Consider the following 21233-nt stretch of genomic DNA (forward strand, 5'->3'; position numbering starts at 1 on the left):
AGGCTCTTTTCAATTTGATATCTTAAGTTTTATTTCTTAATATACAGTTTTCCAGCTTCAATTTCTTCCAATGCTTTCCCAACAAATTTATGTGATTTTGGATGCTCTACTAAAACATCATTTGTTTCACTCAGTTCCCTGGCTCTTCTTGCTGATAAAGTAACTAGGCTGTACTTTGATTTAATTTTTGTTTGCAATGAATCAATAGAAGGTTCTAACATCATGATAACTCATCCTCCAAAATTTGCTTGTATTGTTTAGCGATTCTTTCACGCTTTAAGTGCTCACTTTTAATAATTGCTTTTACTTTGTCTACTGCTGTCTCAACCTTATCGTTCACAACAACATAATCATAAGCATCCATCATTTCTATTTCATTACGTGCTTCTTTCAGACGGTTAAGGACGAGTTCCTGCGATTCTGTGCCACGATTAACGATACGATTTTTCAACTCTTCTAAACTAGGAGGGAATAGGAAGATAAATACACCTTGAGGGAAATTTTTCTTCACCTGCATCGCTCCCTGCACCTCTATTTCAAGAAAAACATCAAATCCTTTTTCAATGGTTTCCTCTACATATTGTCTGGGAGTCCCGTAATAATTATTTACATATTGAGCGTATTCTAAAAGCTCTCCTTCTTCAATCAGCTCTTCAAATTCTTCCCGCGATTTATAGAAGTAATCGACACCATCAACTTCACCAGTTCTTTTATCTCTGGTGGTCATGGAAATAGAATATTGAAGATCCATTTCTTCCTCAAATAATTTTTTGCGTACTGTACCCTTCCCGACACCTGATGGGCCGGATAAAATGAATAAAATGCCTTTCTCTTTAATCAAACCATTTCCTCCTAATTTCCAGCTTCGTTATTCGTCTGCAATTTCATCGTTGGTAACAAGCCGTTGGCCTACCGTTTCAGGCTGCACTGCAGATAATACAACATGATCGCTATCTGTTATTATAACAGCTCTGGTACGTCGTCCATATGTTGCATCCACTAATTTATTATTATCTCTGGCTACGGTAATAATTCTTTTCACTGGTGCTGATTCCGGAGACACGATAGAAATAATGCGGTTTGCGGAAACAACATTACCAAAGCCAATGTTTATTAAACTTAAATTCAATTTTTTTCCCCCTAGCATTTCTTCTCTATCTATAATAGTACCATTATACTGTATCTTTATTGAATTTTATACTATAAACTTTTTTGTTACAAGAGCTAAACCAAGAAATAGGAAAATAGAGTGATGTCTTCGGGCTTTGTATTGCTTGTTTATCCATGTTATGAAATTCTTTCTATATAGGTTAAATTAAAAAATTCAACTTTCGCACCTAAGAGCAAGCGTCTATACCTTCCTATTCCAGAATGAACATGTTCTTCAATATCCCGCTTGCATGTTGTTAAATCATCTTTTTATTGAAAGGAAGATTGTGTATATCGCCTGATGGAGTTGGATGAAATAATCGCTTTTGGTTCAGTTGTATTAAACAGTATGGAATCTCCTCCTAGCGGAGGCGGTGCCTTACACGTTACCTTCTTTCTAGATAGAGTTTATGCTTTATCAAGAGATAGATGGACGGAACACCCAACACCTATCACTATGACAATCAAGTTATTTGTAATGTGCGAAAGTTGAGTTATATAAATAAAACAGCTATCCCAATCTGCTGAAAATGATACCGCATGGATGGAATAGCTGTTTCATTTTATTTTACAATGAACCTTTATTTTGTTTTCATATTGGCCCTTCACCTAAACCAAAGGTTACTATAAGCTGCCAATTATATTTGTAACACTAGTTAGCGGATGAAAAACACGGAGGCTCCTGCAGGAAAGCGTAGTGTTTTTCATCCACGGTTACAATGGGTCATAATTACACCTATTAAATTTTGGTGTTGGTTCTTTATTTTTTAGTAAATCCAAATAAAACGGTTGGCAATGCTCCCAGTCCGACAATAAGCAGCCAATCAATTGCTGATAAGGTTACTGTATGGAAAATCGGCTGGAGCGGCGGGAAGTAAATAACGACTAATAGCAACAGCATCGATGATAGTACAGCTAAAATAAGATAACGGTTTTCAAATAAATTTCTAGCAAAAATTGATTTCTCACTCCGGCAATCAAACACATGAATTAATTGTGCCACAACAAGAGTTGAAAAAGCGATGGTCTGAGCATAGACAAGATTACTTGGGTCATTTTGGTAGGCAACAATAAATGCAATTAAAGTTACAACCCCTATTAATATTCCCCTGCTGATAATCTTATAGCCAAGTCCGCGGGAGAAAATTCCTTCACGTGGATTTCGAGGACCCCGTTTCATCACGTCCTCCTCAGCCTGATCCACTCCTAATGCCATTGCCGGCAGCCCGTCCGTCACTAAATTCACCCATAGAATTTGCACTGGCACCAACGGCAGCGGCAGACCAAGCAGCATGGCAAAAAGCATCACTAGAATTTCTCCAACATTGGAAGCCAACAGGTAGCGGATAAACTTACGAATATTTTCATAAATATTTCTGCCTTCTTGAATAGCAGATTTGATTGTCGCAAAGTTATCATCCATTAAAACAAGAGATGAAGCTTCTTTCGTTACGTCCGTCCCGCTTATCCCCATTGCAATCCCTATATCACTTGCTTTCATTGCAGGTGCATCATTCACGCCATCCCCTGTCATCGCAACAATATGTCCTTTTTCCTGGAAGGCATTTACAATACGAAGTTTATGCTCTGGTGTTACACGTGCAAAAACGTACGTTTCTTCAATCTTATCCACCAATTCAGCATCTGACATTTGTGTTAATTCTTTTCCTTCCAGTACCTTCCCTCTCTCTGGAAGAATCTCTAAATGATTAGCAATAGCTTTGGCTGTATGTGCATGGTCGCCAGTTATCATAACGGTTTTAATTCCTGCTTCTTTACATTCACGAACAGCTGCTTTTACTTCTTTTCTCGGGGGATCCATCAGCCCGTATAAGCCAATTAACGTCAAATCCTCTTCCAATAATGCAGAATCCAGTGAATCAGAGGAAGATAATACCCGAAAACCAATCGCAATAGTACGAAGTGCCTTTTCAGCCATAGATACCATTGCCTGCTCCGTTTTTTTACTCTGTTCTTTTGTTAAAACAGTCTTCCCATCCTCGGTTTGAATGTAGGAAGATTTTGGAAGTAAAATATCAGGTGCCCCTTTTGTAATTAATAAGCGCATTCCGTTTTCATCTTCTATGACAATACTCATCCGTTTCCGATTGGAATCAAATGGTATTTCTTTCACAATTCGAAAAGGCTGCTTATCATTTTCATGGAAGCCATATTTATACGCAGCAACGAGCAGCGCGCCATCTGTCGGATCTCCATCTACAACGTTTTTTCCTTTTTTCAAAGAAATAGATGCATGGTTACAAAGCATCCCATAGAGCAGCATCGATTTCAAACTTGAATGAGTATCTTCTATCTTTTTTTGATTGTATAGAAAGTCCCCTTGAGTCTGATATCCATCACCCGTGACATATAAAGTTTTTCCGTTTATATATATTTCCTTTACAGTCATTTGGTTTTCGGTCATTGTCCCTGTTTTATCCGAGCAAATAACTGAAGCGCATCCTAATGTCTCTACTGCCGAAAGCTTTCTTACAATTGCCTTCTTTTTAATCATTCTCTGAACACCAAGAGATAATGCAACTGTAACAATAGCCGGCAAACCTTCAGGAATAGCGGCTACTGCCAAAGATATACCTGCTAAAAACATTTCATACATAGGATGCCCTCGGAAAATACCAGCTCCGACAACAAGTATCGTCAAGAATAAGGCAACAACAATTAATATTTTCCCTAACTCCGCCAATTTCATTTCCAGTGGTGTAATGGTCTTTTTGGTATTATCAAGCAATGTAGCAATCTGTCCCATTACAGTTTTCATTCCTGTACCGACAACAATACCCTCTCCTGATCCACGTGTAACAAGTGTCCCCATAAAGGCCATATTTACTTGATCCTGTGCTTCTAAACCATCCATTCTGATTTCTTTTGTATGTTTAGCAACAGGAAGTGATTCTCCTGTCAAAGCGGATTCTTCCGTTTCCAAACTGGTTGTTTGAATGACTCTGACATCTGCTGGAATTCTATCCCCGCTTGCAAATCTGACGACATCCCCTACAACGACCTCTTTCGATGGAATCTTCACCCATTGCCCGTCCCGTTTTACGCTGGCTATCGGGGCAGACAGCTCTTTCAGTTTTTCCAACGAATTTTCTGCTTTTTGTTCTTGAAAATAGCCGATAATCCCATTAATTAATACAATAACCATAATAGCTATTGCATCAATATACTCTCCTAATAATCCAGCAATTAACGTTGCAGCTAATAAAATTAATACCATAAAATCCTGGAATTGTTTTAGGAATAAAATCCATCCGGGTATTTTTTTCTTCGCTGCTAAAACATTTTCACCATACTGCTGACGTCTTTTCGCAACCTGCTTCTCCCCTAACCCGACATCTGCTTTTACCTGCAATGTCTCTTCTAATTTTTTTTGATTGAGCTGATACCATTTCATTATACATTCCTCCGGCAGACATGAATTGTACAAGCACTTAATCCATTTCTATGCCCGAACTTCTAAAAAGATGCTATAATTGCCGATGAGGTGATCACATATGCCATTTGACGGTATTGTAACAAGAGCGGTTACGGAAGAATTAGCAGCAAAATTAGAAAGAGGAAAAATTAATAAAATCTATCAGCCATCAGAAACAGAGATTGTCATGACAGTCCGCAGTCAATCTATAAATCACAGTCTGCTTTTTTCTGTCCACCCTACGTATGCCCGATTTCATATAACAAATGATTCTTATACAAATCCAAAAGAGCCTCCTATGTTTTGTATGGTGCTAAGAAAGCACTTGGCCGGGAGTGTTATTGAAAGGATTGAGCAAAAAGGGATGGAACGGATTGTGACATTTACTATCCGAACCCGTAATGAAATAGGTGACATCAGTTATAAACAATTAATTATGGAGCTGATGGGTAAGCACAGTAATCTTATTTTAGTAGATCAGGAAAAAGGACATATTATTGACAGTCTGAAGCATGTTTCTTTATCACAAAATCGCCACCGGACAATTTTACCCGGACAGACCTATCAATTGCCGCCTGACCAGCACAAATTTTCTATTTTAGATACAGACAGTGCATCGATAGTGAGAAAGTTAGATTTTAACGCAGGTAAAATGGATAAGCAGCTCCTCGGTTTATTAGAAGGCTTTTCTCCATTTGTTACAAAAAAAATGATTGAAAGTGTCAATCTTGGGTCCAACCAGGACTATGAGAATATGCTTTCTCATGTGCAAAAACAATTACAGGGAAATAATTATCAGCCCGCTATTTATCAGGAACCAAAGGAAGATTTTCATGTGCTGGCTTTCCCAGATGAAAAGGCAGATACTGTATTTGAAGAAGTCAACACAATGCTCGATGCATTTTATTCAGGAAAAGCTGAACGGGACCGTGTCAAGCAGCAAGCAAAGGACCTCTATCGTTTTATTAAAAATGAACAGGATAAAAATGTTCGGAAGCTGAAAAAGCATCGGCAAACCGTTGAAAAATCAGAACGGGCAGACCATTATCAAAAAATGGGTGAGCTTTTAACAGCACATATGCACCTGGTAAAGCCGAATCAAAAAGAAATCTCAGTCGTAGATTATTATGATCCGGATCAGCAGGAAATAACAATCCCTTTAAATCCAAATAAATCACCAAGTACAAATGCACAGAATTATTTTAAAACCTATCAAAAGCTGAAAAATTCCCGTAAAATTATGGAAACGGAAATCAAACGAACCAATGAAGAAATTGCTTATTTTGATCAATTGCTGCAGCAGCTGGATGTAGCAAGTACAGATGATATTGAAGAAATTCGTGAGGAACTCAGAGAAGAAGGATACTTGCGCAAGCAGCGTTCTTCTAAAAAAGCAAAAAAACCGCAGAAGCCCGCGCCGGAAACCTACCAGTCTTCTGACGGCATAACTATTTTAGTCGGTAAAAATAACAAACAGAATGAATATGCTACAATGCGCCTGGCTCACCGTGATGATGTGTGGCTGCATACAAAAGATATTCCCGGTTCACATGTTATCATCCGGGACAAAGAACCGAGTGAAAAAACTTTAGAGGAAGCCGCTATTTTAGCTGCCTACTTTAGCAAATCACAGCAATCTTCCTCTGTTCCGGTAGATTATACGTTAATCCGTCACGTTAAAAAGCCAAATGGTTCGAAGCCTGGTTACGTGACATATGATAACCAAAAAACATTGTTTGTTACACCGGCAAAAGATATTGTGGATCAATTACGGGTAAAATAAAAAGACTTGAAAAGGGGTTAAACAAATGAAACTTGTCGGAATATCAGGTGCTCCCGCCGGTGACAAAACTGCAATCGCAGTTAACCAGGTCTTAGTCCATGCCCGGCATTTCGATTCGAGCCTAAAAACAGAATTAATCGACATAAGGGATTATGAAATTGACTTTTTTAATGGCGCTCCCTTAGCAGATTATAATGATGATACCTGGAATATTGTTAAAAAGATTTCATCTGCTGATTTTCTCGTTTTTGGTACGCCGATTTATCAAGCATCCATATCAGGAGCGCTAAAAAATCTACTGGACCATTTGCCGGAATTTGTCTTCAAACGTAAAGTAACAGGCATGGTTGCAACTGGATGGTCAAACAAACATTTTCTTGTTATGGAATATCATCTAAGACCAATTCTGTCTTATTTTAAAGGTCTCGTTCCATCGGGAAATGTCTTTGTTCATAATAGTGCTTTTAATATGGATAGTGATGAAATTATTGATGAACGTGTGCTGGAAAGACTTCAAGCTCTTGCGGAGGAAATGGTTTCTTTGCAGCAGGGGATGAAGAACTATTAATTAGATCAGTCAATGAAAATTCCTGCAAAAGATTTTTCATTTTATTTATAGGAAGTACTTCTTATTACAAAAAACTCCAATCCTATGAGATTGGAGTTTTTTGTAATATGCTTTTTAAACCGCTGTCGGTTTCAATTCTACTTCAATATTGCCTCTTGTGGCTTTCGAATATGGGCAAAATTGATGCGCTGCTTCTGCCAGGTCTTCTGCTTCTTCCTGACTGACGCCTTCAATTTTAATATGGAGAGTGGCTCCGATTTTAAAGCCATCATCTGAAGGATCTTTCATGAAATGAACCTCAGCTGTTGTTTCTGAAGTAATATTTTTACCTTTATTGGATGCCATTAAATTAAGTGCACCATCATAACATGCCGCATAACCGGCGGCAAAGAGCTGTTCTGGGTTGGAGCCTTTTTCGCCTGATTTATTGCCAGCCGGATTGACTAAGTTAACATCAATAATCCCGTCATCTGATTTCACATGGCCGTCTCTTCCATTTTGTGCTGTTGCTTTTGAACTGAAAATAATGTTACTCATCGAAATCACTGCTCCTTTATAATTTAATCTAAAGGTACTATTTCCTTTATTGCATTCCTTTAAACCTTTTTTTCTAAAGTTACTCTATTTTTAATCTGCAATAAAATCATAGTTCTCCAATAGATTAAGAAAATGATCAACCTGCGGGAGCTGACGGATTCCTTCTTGAAAACAGACCCAGGTATCACGTGTCACTGCTTCTTTTTCTAAAAATAAAGGAATATATGGGTAATGCTCTTTGAGATGGTTCGAGACACTCCCTGGTAGTACAGCCATTCCTATACCCTGCTTCATAAATTGTTTACAGGTTTCAATTTGATCCACTGTCATCTTTTTTTGCGGTTTTATATAATTTTGCTGTTCAAATAACCAGCTGTCGACAAGTTCATGCATGCTGTCATCGCTTTTAAAAGAGATTATTGGTCTTTCTTTTATACCGTGCTCCGGAAAAGGTTCTGTATCAAAAATATAAAGAGGATCATCAAACAAATGCATTGATGTAGTCTCTTTTAATTTATCACCGCGAATAATACATACATGATATTGCTTATGGTTTTTTCTGATATCCTCACTGATTCCCGTTACTAAATCAACAGCTACCTTTGGATAGGCAGCCGTATATTCTCCTAAAATATCCGGCAGATAACGTTGACTGATTAATGAAGAACAAGCAATTGATAGTGTCCCCTGTATTTCTTCTCCAGTCTCTGCTAAACGATTTTTAAATAGATGCTCCTTCTCCACCATTTCTTTTGCATGCTGAATAACCCGTTCCCCGGCAGGGGTTGGTAATAATCGCTTTGATGTCCGTATAAATATCGTTTCTCCAAAATAGTTTTCCATGTATTTTAAGCGTTGTGTAACTGCCGGCTGGGAAATGAGAATAGCTTTTGCTGTTCCCCGTATTGTGCCAATTTCATAGAGTTTTAACAGGATTTCATAATCATCCATCCGCATAGGAAAACCCTCCAATAAGTATTAATTATCATTTTTGATTAAAATATAGTATTTTACTTATTTCATTATAGCATATAGTATTTAATTAAGAAGATTTTCTTTACTTTATATAGAGAAACGGAAGGAAGTATGTTATATGGATAAGAAGCTTTTAAACAAAGAGTTATTCTCCAAAAGAGAAGATGCTTATGTCAATAGCAGTACACACAGTAATCCAGCAGCTCTACAGAAAATTTCAGATTGGTTAAAACCAACTAAAGAACAAATTATTTTAGATATTGCTACAGGTGGAGGCCAGGTCGCAAAAACATTAGCTCCATCCGCCAAACAAGTTATTGCAACAGATTTAACACCAGCAATGTTATCAAATGTCCGAAACAGCATAAATGAAAACGACAACATTTTATTTATTATCGCGGATGCCGAAGAACTACCTTTTCTTGATAATTCTATGGATATTGTCACCTGCCGTATCGCAGCACACCACTTTCCACATCCTGAAAAGTTTATTCATGAAGCATATCGTGTTTTAAAACCTGGAGGAAAATGTCTATTTGTTGATAATGTCGCTTCCGAGAATGAAGCAGAAGATCAATTTTTAAATCAGCTGGAAGAAATGCGTGATCCAAGTCATGAGCGTGCCAAAAAGATTTCTGAATGGAAGGCACTTTTTTCAAAATGCCAGTTTACTTTGATTCAGGATGACATACGGATAAAAGAACTTCCTTTCCAAGACTGGCTTAATCGTACGGTGGATACGGTGGAAGTAAAACAGCAAGTGATTCATTTTATACAAACAGCAGATAAAAAGCTGCAAAAGTATATACGTTTACAGAAAGAAGAAGATGACATTCATACCTTTGCCATTGATGAGTGGATTAGTATGTGGGGAAAATAGTAATGAAAAAAGGATATGCTGCCTCCCCGGCCTCATATCCTTTTTTCATCTTATAACTTACTTCTCCAGGCAAGAACGGTTTCTTTTTCTGTTTCTGTAAGCTTGTTTTCTTCTATAAGTAGCTCCAATAACTGATCAAAGCCAGTAATAGAATGATAGCACAAACCAGCCTCTGTAAAAGCTTCCTCTGCTCTTGGAAGTCCATAAGTGAAAATGGAATATACTGCAGTAATTTCAGCACCTTCCTGCTCCAGTGCCTGTGCAGATTGAATGGAGGATCCGCCGGTGGAAATCAGATCCTCAATAACGAGTACCTTTTTCCCTTCTACAGATGCGCCCTCGATTTGATTGCCTTTTCCGTGTCCTTTTGGTTTAGAACGTACATATACCATTGGTAAATCCAATTCTTCCGCTAACCAGGCAGCATGCGGTATACCGGCAGTTGCACAGCCGGCAATTACTTCCGGTTTTGTTTCACTATTTTTCACCATTTCTGCAAATGCTTTAACAATTTTTTTGCGGACAGCAGGATAACTCATGGTTAAACGATTGTCACAATAAATGGGTGATTTTAACCCGGATGTCCATGTGAAATAATTATCTACATTTAATTGTACTGCCTCAATTGCTAATAAATCTTTTGTTACATTATTCTCCATGCTGCCACTCCTTCAATACTTGTTCATATGCTTTTCTAGGATTTTCTGCTTTGGTAATGCTTCTGCCAACAACAAGAAAATCACTGCCAAGTGCTTTTGCTTTTCCAGGTGTTGCCACGCGTTTCTGGTCATCCTGGGAAGAATCTGCTAAACGGATCCCGGGTGTTATTGATAAGAAATCCTTTCCGCAATGTTTTTTTATCACGGGTACCTCATGAACAGAGCTGACCACCCCGTCCGCCCCGGCTTCTTTTGCTAAAGATGCAAAGCGGATAACGTTCTCTTCAATATTCCCCTGTAAACCAAGCTCCTGATCTAATACGTCGTTATCCATTGAAGTAAGGATAGTCACTGCCATCAGCTTTGTCGATGAGCCAGCCAGCCCCTGCTTTGCCTGGTAGATCATTTCTTTTCCGCCGATCGCATGTGTTGTTACTAAATCCACATTTAAAGGAGCAATATTTTTCATTGCCTGATGAACTGTATTTGGAATATCATGAAGCTTTAAATCCAGAAAGATTGGATGATTATCCGCCTGCAGCTTTTCAATAATTGCCGGACCCTCACGATAAAAAAGCTCCATCCCTACCTTTACGGGGACTCCCGCTAAATCATTTTCTCTTAAAAAACGTTCCGTATCTGCCCACGTTGGAAAATCTAATGCGACATAGATGCTCATACTACTGCACCCCTTCTTTCAATAACATCTTGCACCGAAGTATATTGATATTTTATTAATGTTTCTGGAAGTGCATCAATAATGTCTACACAGGCAAAAGGATTTTGGAAATTTGCTGTACCGACTGCTACTGCATCTGCACCGGCCTGCAAAAATTCTAAAACATCCTCCGCTGTAGAGATTCCTCCCATGCCGATAATCGGGATGGATACCTGCTGCCGTACTTCATAAATCATCCGGATAGCAATTGGTTTAATCGCCGGTCCGGATAATCCGCCGGTCTGATTAGCAATTAGCGGTTTTCCAGTAGGCAGGTGAAGCTTCATACCAGTCAGTGTATTAATCATTGATAATCCATCTGCTCCAGCTTCTTCTACAGCTTTTGCCATTTCTGCAATATTTGTCACATTAGGTGACAGCTTTACGTAGACAGGAAGATTACTCGCTTCTTTTACTGCTGCAGTAACCTTCTTAGCCATATCCGGATCTGTCCCAAACTGAATACCGCCTTCTTTTACATTCGGACAGGATATATTTAATTCTAATGCATTCACATCATTTATTTCGTTAAATGCTCTGGCTACAAAAATATATTCTTCTAAAGAGCTCCCTGCAACATTTGCAATAATAGAAGTATCATATTCTGCAAGTCTTGGAACCTCATTTGCAATAATCCGCTCTACTCCAGGATTTTGCAGACCGATAGCATTTAACATGCCAGATGACGTTTCTGCAACCCTTGGCGTAGGATTGCCAAAGCGTTCAAATTGGGTTGCTGCCTTCATGATAATAGCGCCTAAACGGCTTAAATCATAAAATTCACTGTACTCCTTGCCAAATCCAAAACAGCCTGATGCCGGCATTATTGGATTTTTTAGCGTTAGTCCAGGTAGCTTTACCTCCAGGTTCATAAGATAACCTCCTGCGATGAAAATACTGGTCCATCACTGCAAATTTTTTTATAGTTGTTATCCACGGTTGGCAATACACATGCCATACACGCACCAACACCACAGCCCATTCTTTCTTCCAGAGATACCTTGCCTTTCGAGTCTTTTAACTCTGTTGTCACTGCACGCAGCATCGGCAGCGGTCCACAGCTGAAATACTGATCAAATGCACCGACCTCAGGGAATACATGTGTTACAAAGCCCTGATGTCCGTAAGAACCGTCATTTGTTACCACATACGTTTCAGCTATTTTCTTAAATGCTTCTTCATAAAAGACATAGTCCTTTGACTGAAATCCCAACACAGCAACAAGCTCCACATTTTTTTCACTTAAGCGTTTTGCAAGGTGGTAGATAGGAGGAATTCCAATTCCTCCACCTATTAACAGTACACGCCCGCCTTCTGATACATCATCTATAGAGAAGCCATTTCCATTTGGTCCAAGCGCATCAACGGTCATTCCCGGCTGATAAGCCGCTAAAGCTTTTGTTCCACCACCAACTATCTTGAATAAGATGGTAACTGTCCCCTCTTGCCTGTCTACTTTTGCAATAGAGATAGGCCTTCTTAATGTAAAGCCCGGAACAAGCAGATGCAAGAATTGCCCTGGCACCGTTTGTTGACTGACCTCTGGCTGATATAATTTCATTTCAACCGTTTCTTTAGCAATGGTTTCAACGGATAATACCTTCATTTCATGTCTTTTCTTCATCATGGTGTCACCTTTTGCTGACTGATTGGTTTTGCAGTAAATGTGGTAGAGTCGATGACGTTAATAATCGCATTAACAGTATCTAGATTGGTTAAACTTGCGATACCATGCTCTACAGCTTCACGACGGATTAAAAAGCCGTCTGATCTTGGCTTTTGCCCGGAATTAAGTGTATTAATAACAAATTGTACTTTTCCTTCCTCGATGATAGAAAGTACATTCGGTTCATCTAGTCCGACCTTGCCTACCTCAACAACCGGAATATCTCCTTCTTCACGGATATATGCTGCTGTTCCCTGTGTTGCATAGAGTAGAAAGCCAAGCTGATGGAATCGTTCTGCTACTTCCAGCATTTCTGCCTTGTCTTTATCAGCAACTGTTAATAATACGCCGCCTTCTTGCGGAACTTTTAATCCGGAAGCAATAAGTCCTTTATACAACGCTTTTTCTAATGTTTTATCATAGCCGATTGCTTCTCCGGTAGATTTCATTTCTGGTCCAAGAATCGTATCCACACTGCGCAGCTTTTCAAAAGAGAATACTGGAATTTTCACTGAAACAAGATCCTGCTCAGGTAAAATGCCAGTTTCATAGCCCATATCGGCTAATTTTTCACCCAGGATACATTTCGTCGCAATGTTTGCCATTGTTACGCCGGTAATTTTACTTAAGAAAGGAATTGTTCTGCTCGCTCTTGGATTTACTTCAAGTACGTAAACATCTTCATCACGGATAATGAACTGGATATTGATTAACCCTTTCACATTCAGTGCTTGTGAAATTTTTACCGCTGCATCTAAACATTTTTCTTTAACAGCTTCACTTAAACGCTGTGGAGGATATACGGCCATAGAGTCACCAGAGTGGACACCTGCACGTTCGATATGCTCCATAATTCCTGGAACAATGGTTGTTTCTCCATCACAAATTGCGTCTACTTCCGCTTCCATTCCTGTCAGATACTTGTCAATTAGAATTGGATGTGCTGAGTCAATGTTATCAGACTTCGCTAAATAGTTTTCCAGCTCTTTTTCGCTATAAACAATTTCCATGCGGCTCCCGCCAATTACATAAGAAGGACGGACAAGGACCGGATAGCCGATTTGGTTTGCTGTTTCGATTGCCTGATCTAATTTCGGTACTGCTTTCCCTTGTGGACGAAGCAAATCAAGCTCATCCAATAAAATTTCAAATTTATCGCGATCTTCTGCCCGGTCTATTGCTTCCAGACCAGTACCTAAAATTTTCACGCCGCGGCGTTCCAATCCGTCAGCAAGATTAATTGCTGTCTGCCCGCCGAATTGTACGATAACGCCTTCTGGTTTTTCCAGTTCAACTACATGCATGACATCCTCTAATGTGAGCGGCTCAAAATAAAGCTTATCGGAAATAGTAAAATCTGTAGATACCGTTTCCGGGTTATTATTCATAATAATCGCTTCATAGCCTAGCTCTTTAATCGCAAAGACAGAATGTACAGTTGCATAATCGAACTCAATCCCTTGCCCAATTCGGATTGGGCCGGAGCCGAGCACCAGGATTTTTTTACGCTCAGATACTTCTGATTCATTTTCCGTTTCATAAGTACTGTAGAAATATGGTGTTTCCGATTCGAATTCTGCTGCACACGTGTCTACCATTTTATAAACCGGGAAGATATTTTCTGCTTTTCTTAATGCGTATACCTCATCAAGAGAGGTGTTCCAGATTCGGGCAATTTGAGCATCAGCTATTCCTAATTGTTTTGCTTGTTTTAACACAGCTGTATCATTTTTATTTTCACTTAATGTTTTTTCAGTTTCAATAATTTTATTTAAGCTGTTTAAGAAAAAGCGGTCAATTTTTGTCATTTCAAAGATTTCATCAACAGTATAACCGCGGCGCAGGGCTTCAGCTAAAAGAAAAATTCGTTCATCATCTGCACGCTTCAAGCGTTTATTCAATGTTTCTTTATCTAATTCTACCGCTTTTGCCAGGTGAAGCTCCTCTGTGCCCATTTCCAGCGAACGTACACCTTTAAGTAATGATTCTTCCAGATTACGGCCAATCGCCATAACCTCTCCTGTTGCTTTCATTTGCGTCCCTAAACGGCGGTCGCCTGAGGTAAATTTATCAAATGGAAAACGCGGGAATTTCGTTACCACATAGTCTAATGCCGGTTCGAACATGGAATATGTTTTACCGGTAATTGGATTTGTTATTTCATCCAGTGTATAGCCGACTGCGATTTTCGCTGCAATCTTTGCAATTGGATATCCTGTTGCTTTGGAAGCCAGAGCAGATGAACGGCTGACACGCGGGTTTACTTCAATTATATAGTATTGGAAGCTGTACGGATCCAGTGCCAGCTGGACATTACAGCCGCCTTCAATTTCTAGCGCACGGATAATTTTTAAGGAAGCATTGCGTAACATATGATATTCACGGTCACTTAATGTCTGTGACGGTGCAACTACAATAGAGTCTCCTGTATGTATGCCGACAGGATCGATATTTTCCATATTACAAACAACAATGGCCTGGTCCTTATGGTCGCGCATTACTTCATATTCAATCTCTTTAAAACCGGCAATATTACGCTCGATTAAGCACTGGTTAACCGGAGAGAGCACAAGGCCGTTATGTGTAATTTCTCTAAGTTCCTGCTCATTGTAGCACATTCCTCCGCCTGTACCGCCGAGTGTATATGCAGGTCGTACAATCAATGGATAACCAATTAAATTGGCAAATTCTACAGCTTCGTCCACTGTATGTACTATCTCACTTTCAGGCACCGGCTCATTTAATTCATTCATCAAGTTACGGAATAACTCTCTATCCTCCGCCTTTTGAATGGACTCTGGCGCTGTTCCTAAGAGTTGCACATGATGATCTTCTAAAATTCCCTTTCGTACAAGCTCCATTGCAAGGTTCAAGCCCGTCTGTCCGCCAAGCGTAGGCAGAATAGCGTCCGGCTGCTCTTTACGAATAATTTTTGTTAAAAACTCTTCTGTTAAAGGTTCCATATATACTTTATCTGCAACCGTATTATCGGTCATGATCGTTGCCGGGTTAGAGTTAGCCAGGATAACATAGTATCCTTCTTCTCTTAATGCTTGACAAGCCTGTGTTCCAGAATAATCAAACTCAGCTGCTTGTCCGATAACAATTGGACCAGATCCAATTACGAGAATTTTTTGAATATCAGTACGTTTAGGCATTAATATGAACCTCCTGCTTCTTCTCTTGTTGCTTCATAAGCTCTAAAAATTCATCAAACAAATAATTTGTATCCTCTGGTCCTGGAGATGCTTCTGGATGATACTGCACCGAGAACGCAGGATAAATAGTATGTCTTACACCTTCTACCGTTCCATCATTGATTGCGATTTGTGTTAATTCAAGCTCCGTATTTTTTAACGTAGCCGGATTCACTGCATAACTATGGTTTTGAGAGGTAAGGTACGTTTTATCATTTTCTAAATCTTTTACCGGATGATTCGCACCTCGATGTCCAAACTTCATCTTTTCGGTATCTGCTCCACAGGCTAACGACAGAAGCTGATGCCCAAGGCAGATCCCAAATATCGGCACCTTGCCAAGAATTCCTTTCACCATTTCAATTGCCTCTGGTACATCCTTTGGATCTCCAGGGCCGTTAGTCAGCATAATCCCGTCTGGACGAAGGCGGAGAATATCCTCTGCACTGTAGTTATAAGGAACAACTGTAATTTGGCAATCGCGTTTTGTCAGCTCGCGCAGAATACCATGCTTTGCACCAAAATCTACTAATACAACCCGACGTCCTCTCCCCGGAACAACATATGGCTTGCCAGTAGAAGTTCTCTTTACTTGATCTCTTGGAAATTCTGTATTTCTTAGTTCTTCCACTGTTTTTTCTATATCTTCTTCCGCTGACACAATAGCTGCTTTCATCGTTCCATGCTTCCGGATGATTCGCGTTAATTTTCTTGTGTCAATTCCAGAAATACCAGGGATATTATTAGCTTTCAAGAAGCTGTCTATGGTCTCTTCATTCCGGAAATTAGAAGGCTGTTCACTGTATTCTTTAACAATCAACCCATGAATAAAAGGTGTAATTGTTTCGAAGTCATCCCGATTTATCCCGTAGTTCCCAATCAAAGGATAAGTCATTGTTACAAATTGACCGCAATAGCTTGGGTCAGTAATAACCTCCTGATATCCCGTCATACCAGTGTTAAAAACAATCTCTCCTTTAGAAACATTTTCACTTCCAAAGCCATATCCCTCAAAAACTGTTCCATCCTCCAGGATTAAATTACGTTTACGCATGGTTACCCTCCTCAAATACAACTTTACCGCCTACAATTGTTATGACAGGGAATCCTGTTACCTCCCAGCCATGGAAAGGGGTATTTTTCCCTTTAGATGCAAATTGATAACGATCAATCTTAGCTGTTTTTTCCAAATCAACAATTGTTAAGTCCGCAGGAGCGCCTTCTTTCATTGTTCCATAAGGAAGTCCGAAAACATCAGCCGGTTTTTTTGTCATTCTATCGATTAATTCATGTAAGTTTAAAACATTTTTCTGTACTAAATGTGTGTATAGCAATGGAAAAGCTGTCTCTAATCCAACGATACCGAATGGAGCTTCTAAAAATCCATTTGCTTTTTCTTCTTCACCATGAGGAGCATGGTCTGTCGCAATAAAATCAAGGGTTCCATCTAAAAGCCCTTCAATCAGTGCTGCTTGATCATCCCTTCCTCTTAAAGGCGGGTTCATCTTGAAGTTAGCATCATTTTCAAGAATATCTGTTTCATTCAAAATCAGATGATGCGGTGAAACCTCTGCAGTTACTTTAATTCCTGCTTTTTTTGCATCACGGATCACACGGACAGATTCCTTTGTGCTGACATGGCATACATGATAATGACAATCAGCTGCTTCTGCTAATAATACATCTCTGGCAATTTGTACAGATTCACTTAAAGATGGAATTCCAGGAAGGTTCAGCCTCTTGCTCACTTCTCCATCATGTGTCACCCCGCCATAAACAAGGGAATTATCCTCACAATGAGCAACAATTGCTGCACCGCATGCAGCTGCATCCTTCATTGCCTGAAACATTTGATTAGCTGTCTGAATACCTACTCCGTCATCTGTAAAAGCAAATGCGCCATGTTCGAACAGCTCTTTAATATTTGTACGTTCTTCTCCTTTTAAACCTTTAGTGATGGAAGCATATGGAAGAACGCGAACTACTCCATCTGCCTTAATTTTTTGCAGCAGCTGGTCTAACGTATCTGCATTATCAGGGACCGGGTTCGTGTTTGGCATAGAGCAAACTGTTGTGAATCCGCCTCTCGCTGCAGACTGTGTTCCCGTTGCAATCGTTTCTTTATATTCACCACCCGGTTCACGTAAATGAATATGTACGTCGATAAAACCTGGTGATACAAGGTTATTTTTTGCGTCGAGGGTTTGATCAGCCTGTTCAGTTATCTCAGAAGCTATTTCCCGTATTTTGCCGTCTTCGATTAAAATCTCACAGTTTACCAGTTCATTAGATGATGTTAAGCGCTTGGCGTTTGTTAATTTCGTTTTCATTAATAATCCCCCATTCTTTTAGTACATGCATTAAAATGGCCATTCTCACATAGACGCCATTTTCCATTTGTTTAAAAATACGTGATTGTTTACTTTCTACAAGCTTTGTATCAATCTCTACCCCTCTGTTAATCGGGGCAGGGTGCATAATAATGGCATGCTTCTTCATTTTTGCTGCTCTTTCCATTGTTAGTCCATAGAGAGAAAGATAATCAAAGGTCTCTGCCTTGTGAATATGACGCTCATGCTGGATTCTTAATAACATAACAACATCTGCAATTTCGACTGCCTCATCCATTGTAATGTACGGGAAGTGCAGAGAATCGTCTTCAAAGCCCGGTGCTGCGCTCAAGAAAACATCTGCTCCTAATTTTTCCAGAGCCAGTGCGTTTGATCTGGCAACACGGCTATGTTTTATATCCCCAGCGATAACAACCTTTCTCCTTTTCACATTACCGAATTCCTGGTACATAGTTAATAAATCCAGCATACATTGTGTAGGGTGCTCTTCTTTCCCTGAACCAGCGTTAATAACAGGGATACGCAGTTGTCCTTCTTCTTCTATTTCATCTATCCAATAATCAGAAGGATGACGGACAATTAATACATCTGCACCAATAGCTTCAAAGGTCTTGGATGTATCATATAATGATTCTCCTTTTACAAGACTGGATGCTTCTGTATGCAAATCTAACATTTCCAGTCCCAATTTTTTCTGGGCAACTTCAAAACTCATTTTTGTTCTTGTACTGGGTTCAAAGAATAGATTTGCAGCAAATAGCTGTTTATTAATCGTAATTGGTGACTTTCTTATCGATTCAGCTTCTTTAAGAATGTGATTAATCGTTTCTCCCGATAATTGCTGCATGGAAATAAAATGTTTCACGTCCCATCTCCCCTTCTTTGCTATCATTTTTTTTATAAAATTGTACAAAAAAACTCCCTGCAAAGGTTGCAGAGAGCTAGACGAATGCCCTAATTAAGCATCCGCTTTACTAAACAACCTTTCAAATCTCTCTGGATTTGATTAAAAGTTATCATGTATTCTTTTCATAAATAGAAACAAGGTCAATCTGGTCTTCTTCACTCAGCTGGACAACAACTATTTCTTGTTCAGCCGTAGGAATATTCTTACCCACATAGTCAGCCCGAATAGGCAGCTCACGATGGCCACGGTCTACTAAAGCACCAAGCTGAATCGTTGCCGGTCTGCCGACATCCATTACTGCATCCATTGCCGCACGGACTGTTCTGCCTGTATAAAGAACATCATCAATCAGGATTACCTGCTTGTTTGTTATATCCATGTCAATAGAAACTGAATTGATTTGCGGATCCTCGTGATTACTTTTTTTCTCCAAATCATCCCGGTACATTGTAATATCTAATTCACCAAAAGGAACATCAATCGATTCAATCTGTTTTATTTTTTCCTGAATAATTTTCGCCAGCGGAACGCCTTTTGTTTTGATTCCAATTAAAACAAGGTTCTCTCCACCTTTATTCTTTTCCAGAATCTCATGAGACATTCTGGTCAATGCTCTGTTTATTGCAGCCGCATCAAGAATCTCTGTTTTTTTCTTCATCCCGGTTCCGCTCCTTCCGTATAAAAAAGCCCTTTTCCTGTTGATGGAAAAGGGCATACGCATACCTTAAGCAAACTTGCTGACGTATCCTTCCTAGCCTCACAGGACTATTGTTAAAGGTCTTCATTTATTCTTATTTAGTATGTCAGAATGTGACGAATCTGTCAATACATTTTGCGGATTTGGTCGAGTGCCTCTGTAAAGACAGCAGGCGGTGCAGCTTCAAATTCCATCCATTCCTCTGTCCTTGGATGTATAAAAGCAATTTGCTTCGCATGCAGAGCCTGACCATGTACATCTAATGATTTACGCTGTCCATATTTAGGATCTCCCACAAGCGGAAAACCAATATATTGCATATGAACACGTATTTGATGTGTTCTTCCCGTCTCCAGCTGACATTCAACATAGGTATACTTAGGAAAGCGTTCCAGCACCCGGAAATGTGTAACAGCTGGTTTTCCACTATCAACAACTCCCATTTTTTGACGGTCTTTCGGGTCTCTGCCGATAGGTGCATCAATCAATCCAGTCTCATGACCAATTTCTCCATGCACAATTGCTTCGTATATTCTTTTTAACTGTTTTTCCTGCAGCTGTTTTGATAAATGCTGATGTGCGAAATCATTTTTAGCTACAACTAACAGTCCGCTTGTATCCATATCAATCCGGTGCACAATTCCCGGGCGTTCCACACCATTAATACCTGACAGATCTGTACAATGGTATAATAACGCATGTACTAATGTTCCTGTACGGTGTCCTGCAGAAGGATGTACAACCATTCCTTTTTCTTTATTAATCACCAGCAGGTCCTCATCCTCGTAGACAATATCCAAAGGAATATTCTCCGGATCGAGTACAAGCGGCTTTGTTTCTGGAATTTCCCAACTAATCATTTCATCTGATTGGCATTTTTGATTTGCCTTGACTATTTCACCATTCACCTTTACATTGCCTTCTTCAATCCAGCTTTGAATTTGTGAACGCGAATGTTCATGCAGTAAATCAGAGAGAATTTTATCAACTCTTTTTTTATGCTCTGTTTCCGTTACTGTGTGCTGGTTTACTGTCATTTTTTCTCTTTGCCCCGCTTTCTTTCATCCAATATAATTGCAATGATTACCATAATAACTCCTATGGTTAGTGAAGCATCAGCAACGTTGAATATCGGAAAGTTATAATTGAAAATATAGAAGTTTGCAAAATCAACCACTTCTTGAAATAAAATGCGATCAATAAAATTCCCAACCGCTCCTCCTATTAATACACCAACTCCTGCAGCAATCAGGAAATCTTGTTTTCCATGTGTATGTAAAAAGTATATTAATCCGGCAATAACAATTACTGTTATGATATAAAATAGCCACATTTGTCCTTCTAAAATGCCCCATGCTGCTCCAGAATTACGATGGGAGGTAATATAGAAGAAATCATTAATAATTGGTATTGATTCACCTATTTCCATTTTCGTAGCAACAAGCCATTTTGTCCATTGATCTATTCCAATTAAGACAAGTGCAATCAGATAGTATCTCCACATGTTCATTTCTCCAATCTAAGGAAGTCTTTTTTATCTTATCCTTTATGCTGGTAATTTTCAAGAAACAACCATAGGGAAAAGTGCTCTTGCCAAAGAGATGTCCGCTGCGACGGTTTTCGATGGGACGAGTAATCGCAGTCCCAGTCCCATGAAGTCGCTTTCCGCGGACAACGTTTAGCCTCCTCGGAAGAAAACCGCTTCCTGAT

General features: G+C 39.4%; 20 protein-coding genes. 3 read left to right on the plus strand and 17 right to left on the minus strand.

The annotated features are described in order from the left end of the window. Nucleotides 1–29 precede the first annotated feature (29 nt). From rpoZ to MHH51_RS14810, 4 genes are all read right to left on the minus strand, one after another. Nucleotides 30–224, minus strand: coding sequence for a DNA-directed RNA polymerase subunit omega (gene rpoZ / locus MHH51_RS14795; RefSeq protein ID WP_147209589.1), 195 nt, complete (start codon nt 222–224; stop codon nt 30–32). Beyond that, nucleotides 221–841: a guanylate kinase gene (gene gmk / locus MHH51_RS14800; protein ID WP_339282395.1), complete on the minus strand. Its 621-nt coding sequence runs from the start codon at nt 839–841 to the stop codon at nt 221–223. Before gmk ends, rpoZ begins: the two co-directional genes overlap by 4 nt. Nucleotides 842–868: 27 nt before the next feature. Then, entirely contained in the window at nt 869–1129 is a 261-nt protein-coding gene (locus MHH51_RS14805) for a DUF370 domain-containing protein (RefSeq protein WP_042535126.1), read from the minus strand. Nucleotides 1130–1909: 780 nt separating this feature from the next. Beyond that, nucleotides 1910–4564: a cation-translocating P-type ATPase gene (locus tag MHH51_RS14810; protein ID WP_339282396.1), complete on the minus strand. Its 2655-nt coding sequence runs from the start codon at nt 4562–4564 to the stop codon at nt 1910–1912. Between the two features lie 100 nt (nt 4565–4664). Between MHH51_RS14810 and MHH51_RS14815 the strand changes: the two genes are divergently transcribed. Both MHH51_RS14815 and MHH51_RS14820 read left to right on the plus strand, forming a co-directional pair. Further along, on the plus strand, nt 4665–6368 hold the full coding sequence (locus MHH51_RS14815) for an NFACT RNA binding domain-containing protein (protein WP_339282397.1): 1704 nt from the start codon (nt 4665–4667) through the stop codon (nt 6366–6368). Between the two features lie 25 nt (nt 6369–6393). Continuing rightward, nucleotides 6394–6936 (plus strand): NAD(P)H-dependent oxidoreductase, encoded by a 543-nt coding sequence (locus MHH51_RS14820; protein ID WP_339282398.1) that lies wholly within the window; start codon nt 6394–6396, stop codon nt 6934–6936. 114 nt (nt 6937–7050) lie between these two features. Here the strand turns inward: MHH51_RS14820 and MHH51_RS14825 are convergent, their stop codons facing one another. Both MHH51_RS14825 and MHH51_RS14830 read right to left on the minus strand, forming a co-directional pair. Beyond that, entirely contained in the window at nt 7051–7473 is a 423-nt protein-coding gene (locus tag MHH51_RS14825) for an organic hydroperoxide resistance protein (protein WP_339282399.1), read from the minus strand. A 90-nt stretch (nt 7474–7563) separates the two neighbouring features. Next, complete coding sequence (locus MHH51_RS14830) at nt 7564–8430, minus strand: LysR family transcriptional regulator (protein ID WP_156986048.1); 867 nt, start codon at nt 8428–8430, stop codon at nt 7564–7566. Nucleotides 8431–8566: 136 nt separating this feature from the next. Between MHH51_RS14830 and MHH51_RS14835 the strand changes: the two genes are divergently transcribed. Continuing rightward, nucleotides 8567–9328, plus strand: a complete 762-nt coding sequence (locus tag MHH51_RS14835; protein WP_339282400.1) for a methyltransferase domain-containing protein — start codon at nt 8567–8569, stop codon at nt 9326–9328. 50 nt (nt 9329–9378) lie between these two features. Here MHH51_RS14835 and pyrE read toward each other — a convergent pair whose 3' ends face one another. The 11 genes from pyrE to lspA form a co-directional block, all read right to left on the minus strand. After that, nucleotides 9379–9987: an orotate phosphoribosyltransferase gene (gene pyrE / locus MHH51_RS14840; protein WP_147209597.1), complete on the minus strand. Its 609-nt coding sequence runs from the start codon at nt 9985–9987 to the stop codon at nt 9379–9381. After that, entirely contained in the window at nt 9977–10666 is a 690-nt protein-coding gene (pyrF, locus tag MHH51_RS14845) for an orotidine-5'-phosphate decarboxylase (protein ID WP_339282401.1), read from the minus strand. The genes pyrE and pyrF overlap by 11 nt, the downstream gene beginning before the upstream one ends. Continuing rightward, entirely contained in the window at nt 10663–11577 is a 915-nt protein-coding gene (locus MHH51_RS14850; protein ID WP_339282402.1) for a dihydroorotate dehydrogenase, read from the minus strand. Before MHH51_RS14850 ends, pyrF begins: the two co-directional genes overlap by 4 nt. Next, on the minus strand, nt 11574–12329 hold the full coding sequence (locus MHH51_RS14855) for a dihydroorotate dehydrogenase electron transfer subunit (RefSeq protein WP_339282403.1): 756 nt from the start codon (nt 12327–12329) through the stop codon (nt 11574–11576). The genes MHH51_RS14850 and MHH51_RS14855 overlap by 4 nt, the downstream gene beginning before the upstream one ends. Continuing rightward, complete coding sequence (gene carB / locus MHH51_RS14860; RefSeq protein ID WP_156986043.1) at nt 12329–15529, minus strand: carbamoyl-phosphate synthase large subunit; 3201 nt, start codon at nt 15527–15529, stop codon at nt 12329–12331. Before carB ends, MHH51_RS14855 begins: the two co-directional genes overlap by 1 nt. Beyond that, nucleotides 15522–16622, minus strand: coding sequence for a carbamoyl phosphate synthase small subunit (locus MHH51_RS14865; RefSeq protein ID WP_156986042.1), 1101 nt, complete (start codon nt 16620–16622; stop codon nt 15522–15524). The genes carB and MHH51_RS14865 overlap by 8 nt, the downstream gene beginning before the upstream one ends. Beyond that, nucleotides 16615–17898 (minus strand): dihydroorotase, encoded by a 1284-nt coding sequence (locus tag MHH51_RS14870; protein ID WP_339282404.1) that lies wholly within the window; start codon nt 17896–17898, stop codon nt 16615–16617. Before MHH51_RS14870 ends, MHH51_RS14865 begins: the two co-directional genes overlap by 8 nt. After that, entirely contained in the window at nt 17855–18784 is a 930-nt protein-coding gene (locus MHH51_RS14875; protein WP_147209603.1) for an aspartate carbamoyltransferase catalytic subunit, read from the minus strand. The genes MHH51_RS14870 and MHH51_RS14875 overlap by 44 nt, the downstream gene beginning before the upstream one ends. A 151-nt stretch (nt 18785–18935) precedes the next feature. Further along, on the minus strand, nt 18936–19484 hold the full coding sequence (gene pyrR, locus MHH51_RS14880) for a bifunctional pyr operon transcriptional regulator/uracil phosphoribosyltransferase PyrR (RefSeq protein WP_339282405.1): 549 nt from the start codon (nt 19482–19484) through the stop codon (nt 18936–18938). A 164-nt stretch (nt 19485–19648) separates the two neighbouring features. Continuing rightward, entirely contained in the window at nt 19649–20560 is a 912-nt protein-coding gene (locus MHH51_RS14885; protein ID WP_339282406.1) for an RluA family pseudouridine synthase, read from the minus strand. Then, nucleotides 20557–21027 (minus strand): signal peptidase II, encoded by a 471-nt coding sequence (gene lspA / locus MHH51_RS14890; RefSeq protein ID WP_147209606.1) that lies wholly within the window; start codon nt 21025–21027, stop codon nt 20557–20559. The genes MHH51_RS14885 and lspA overlap by 4 nt, the downstream gene beginning before the upstream one ends. Between the last annotated feature and the right edge of the window lie 206 nt (nt 21028–21233).

It is taken from the genome of Oceanobacillus sp. FSL K6-3682 (assembly GCF_037976165.1).
Lineage (GTDB): Bacteria > Bacillota > Bacilli > Bacillales > Amphibacillaceae > Oceanobacillus > Oceanobacillus sojae.

What these genes read in the sequence shown, in the direction of transcription:
- MHH51_RS14810 (WP_339282396.1), bottom strand. Translation starts at nt 4,564, where the DNA reads ATGAAATGGTATCAGCTCAATCAAAAAAAATTAGAAGAGACATTGCAG.
- MHH51_RS14855 (WP_339282403.1), bottom strand. Translation starts at nt 12,329, where the DNA reads ATGAAGAAAAGACATGAAATGAAGGTATTATCCGTTGAAACCATTGCT.
- MHH51_RS14885 (WP_339282406.1), bottom strand. Translation starts at nt 20,560, where the DNA reads ATGACAGTAAACCAGCACACAGTAACGGAAACAGAGCATAAAAAAAGA.
- pyrF (WP_339282401.1), bottom strand. Translation starts at nt 10,666, where the DNA reads ATGAGCATCTATGTCGCATTAGATTTTCCAACGTGGGCAGATACGGAA.
- MHH51_RS14830 (WP_156986048.1), bottom strand. Translation starts at nt 8,430, where the DNA reads ATGCGGATGGATGATTATGAAATCCTGTTAAAACTCTATGAAATTGGC.
- MHH51_RS14870 (WP_339282404.1), bottom strand. Translation starts at nt 17,898, where the DNA reads ATGAAAACGAAATTAACAAACGCCAAGCGCTTAACATCATCTAATGAA.
- pyrR (WP_339282405.1), bottom strand. Translation starts at nt 19,484, where the DNA reads ATGAAGAAAAAAACAGAGATTCTTGATGCGGCTGCAATAAACAGAGCA.
- MHH51_RS14850 (WP_339282402.1), bottom strand. Translation starts at nt 11,577, where the DNA reads ATGAACCTGGAGGTAAAGCTACCTGGACTAACGCTAAAAAATCCAATA.
- MHH51_RS14865 (WP_156986042.1), bottom strand. Translation starts at nt 16,622, where the DNA reads ATGCGTAAACGTAATTTAATCCTGGAGGATGGAACAGTTTTTGAGGGA.
- MHH51_RS14835 (WP_339282400.1), top strand. Translation starts at nt 8,567, where the DNA reads ATGGATAAGAAGCTTTTAAACAAAGAGTTATTCTCCAAAAGAGAAGAT.
- lspA (WP_147209606.1), bottom strand. Translation starts at nt 21,027, where the DNA reads ATGTGGAGATACTATCTGATTGCACTTGTCTTAATTGGAATAGATCAA.
- pyrE (WP_147209597.1), bottom strand. Translation starts at nt 9,987, where the DNA reads ATGGAGAATAATGTAACAAAAGATTTATTAGCAATTGAGGCAGTACAA.
- MHH51_RS14815 (WP_339282397.1), top strand. Translation starts at nt 4,665, where the DNA reads ATGCCATTTGACGGTATTGTAACAAGAGCGGTTACGGAAGAATTAGCA.
- MHH51_RS14820 (WP_339282398.1), top strand. Translation starts at nt 6,394, where the DNA reads ATGAAACTTGTCGGAATATCAGGTGCTCCCGCCGGTGACAAAACTGCA.
- carB (WP_156986043.1), bottom strand. Translation starts at nt 15,529, where the DNA reads ATGCCTAAACGTACTGATATTCAAAAAATTCTCGTAATTGGATCTGGT.
- MHH51_RS14825 (WP_339282399.1), bottom strand. Translation starts at nt 7,473, where the DNA reads ATGAGTAACATTATTTTCAGTTCAAAAGCAACAGCACAAAATGGAAGA.
- rpoZ (WP_147209589.1), bottom strand. Translation starts at nt 224, where the DNA reads ATGATGTTAGAACCTTCTATTGATTCATTGCAAACAAAAATTAAATCA.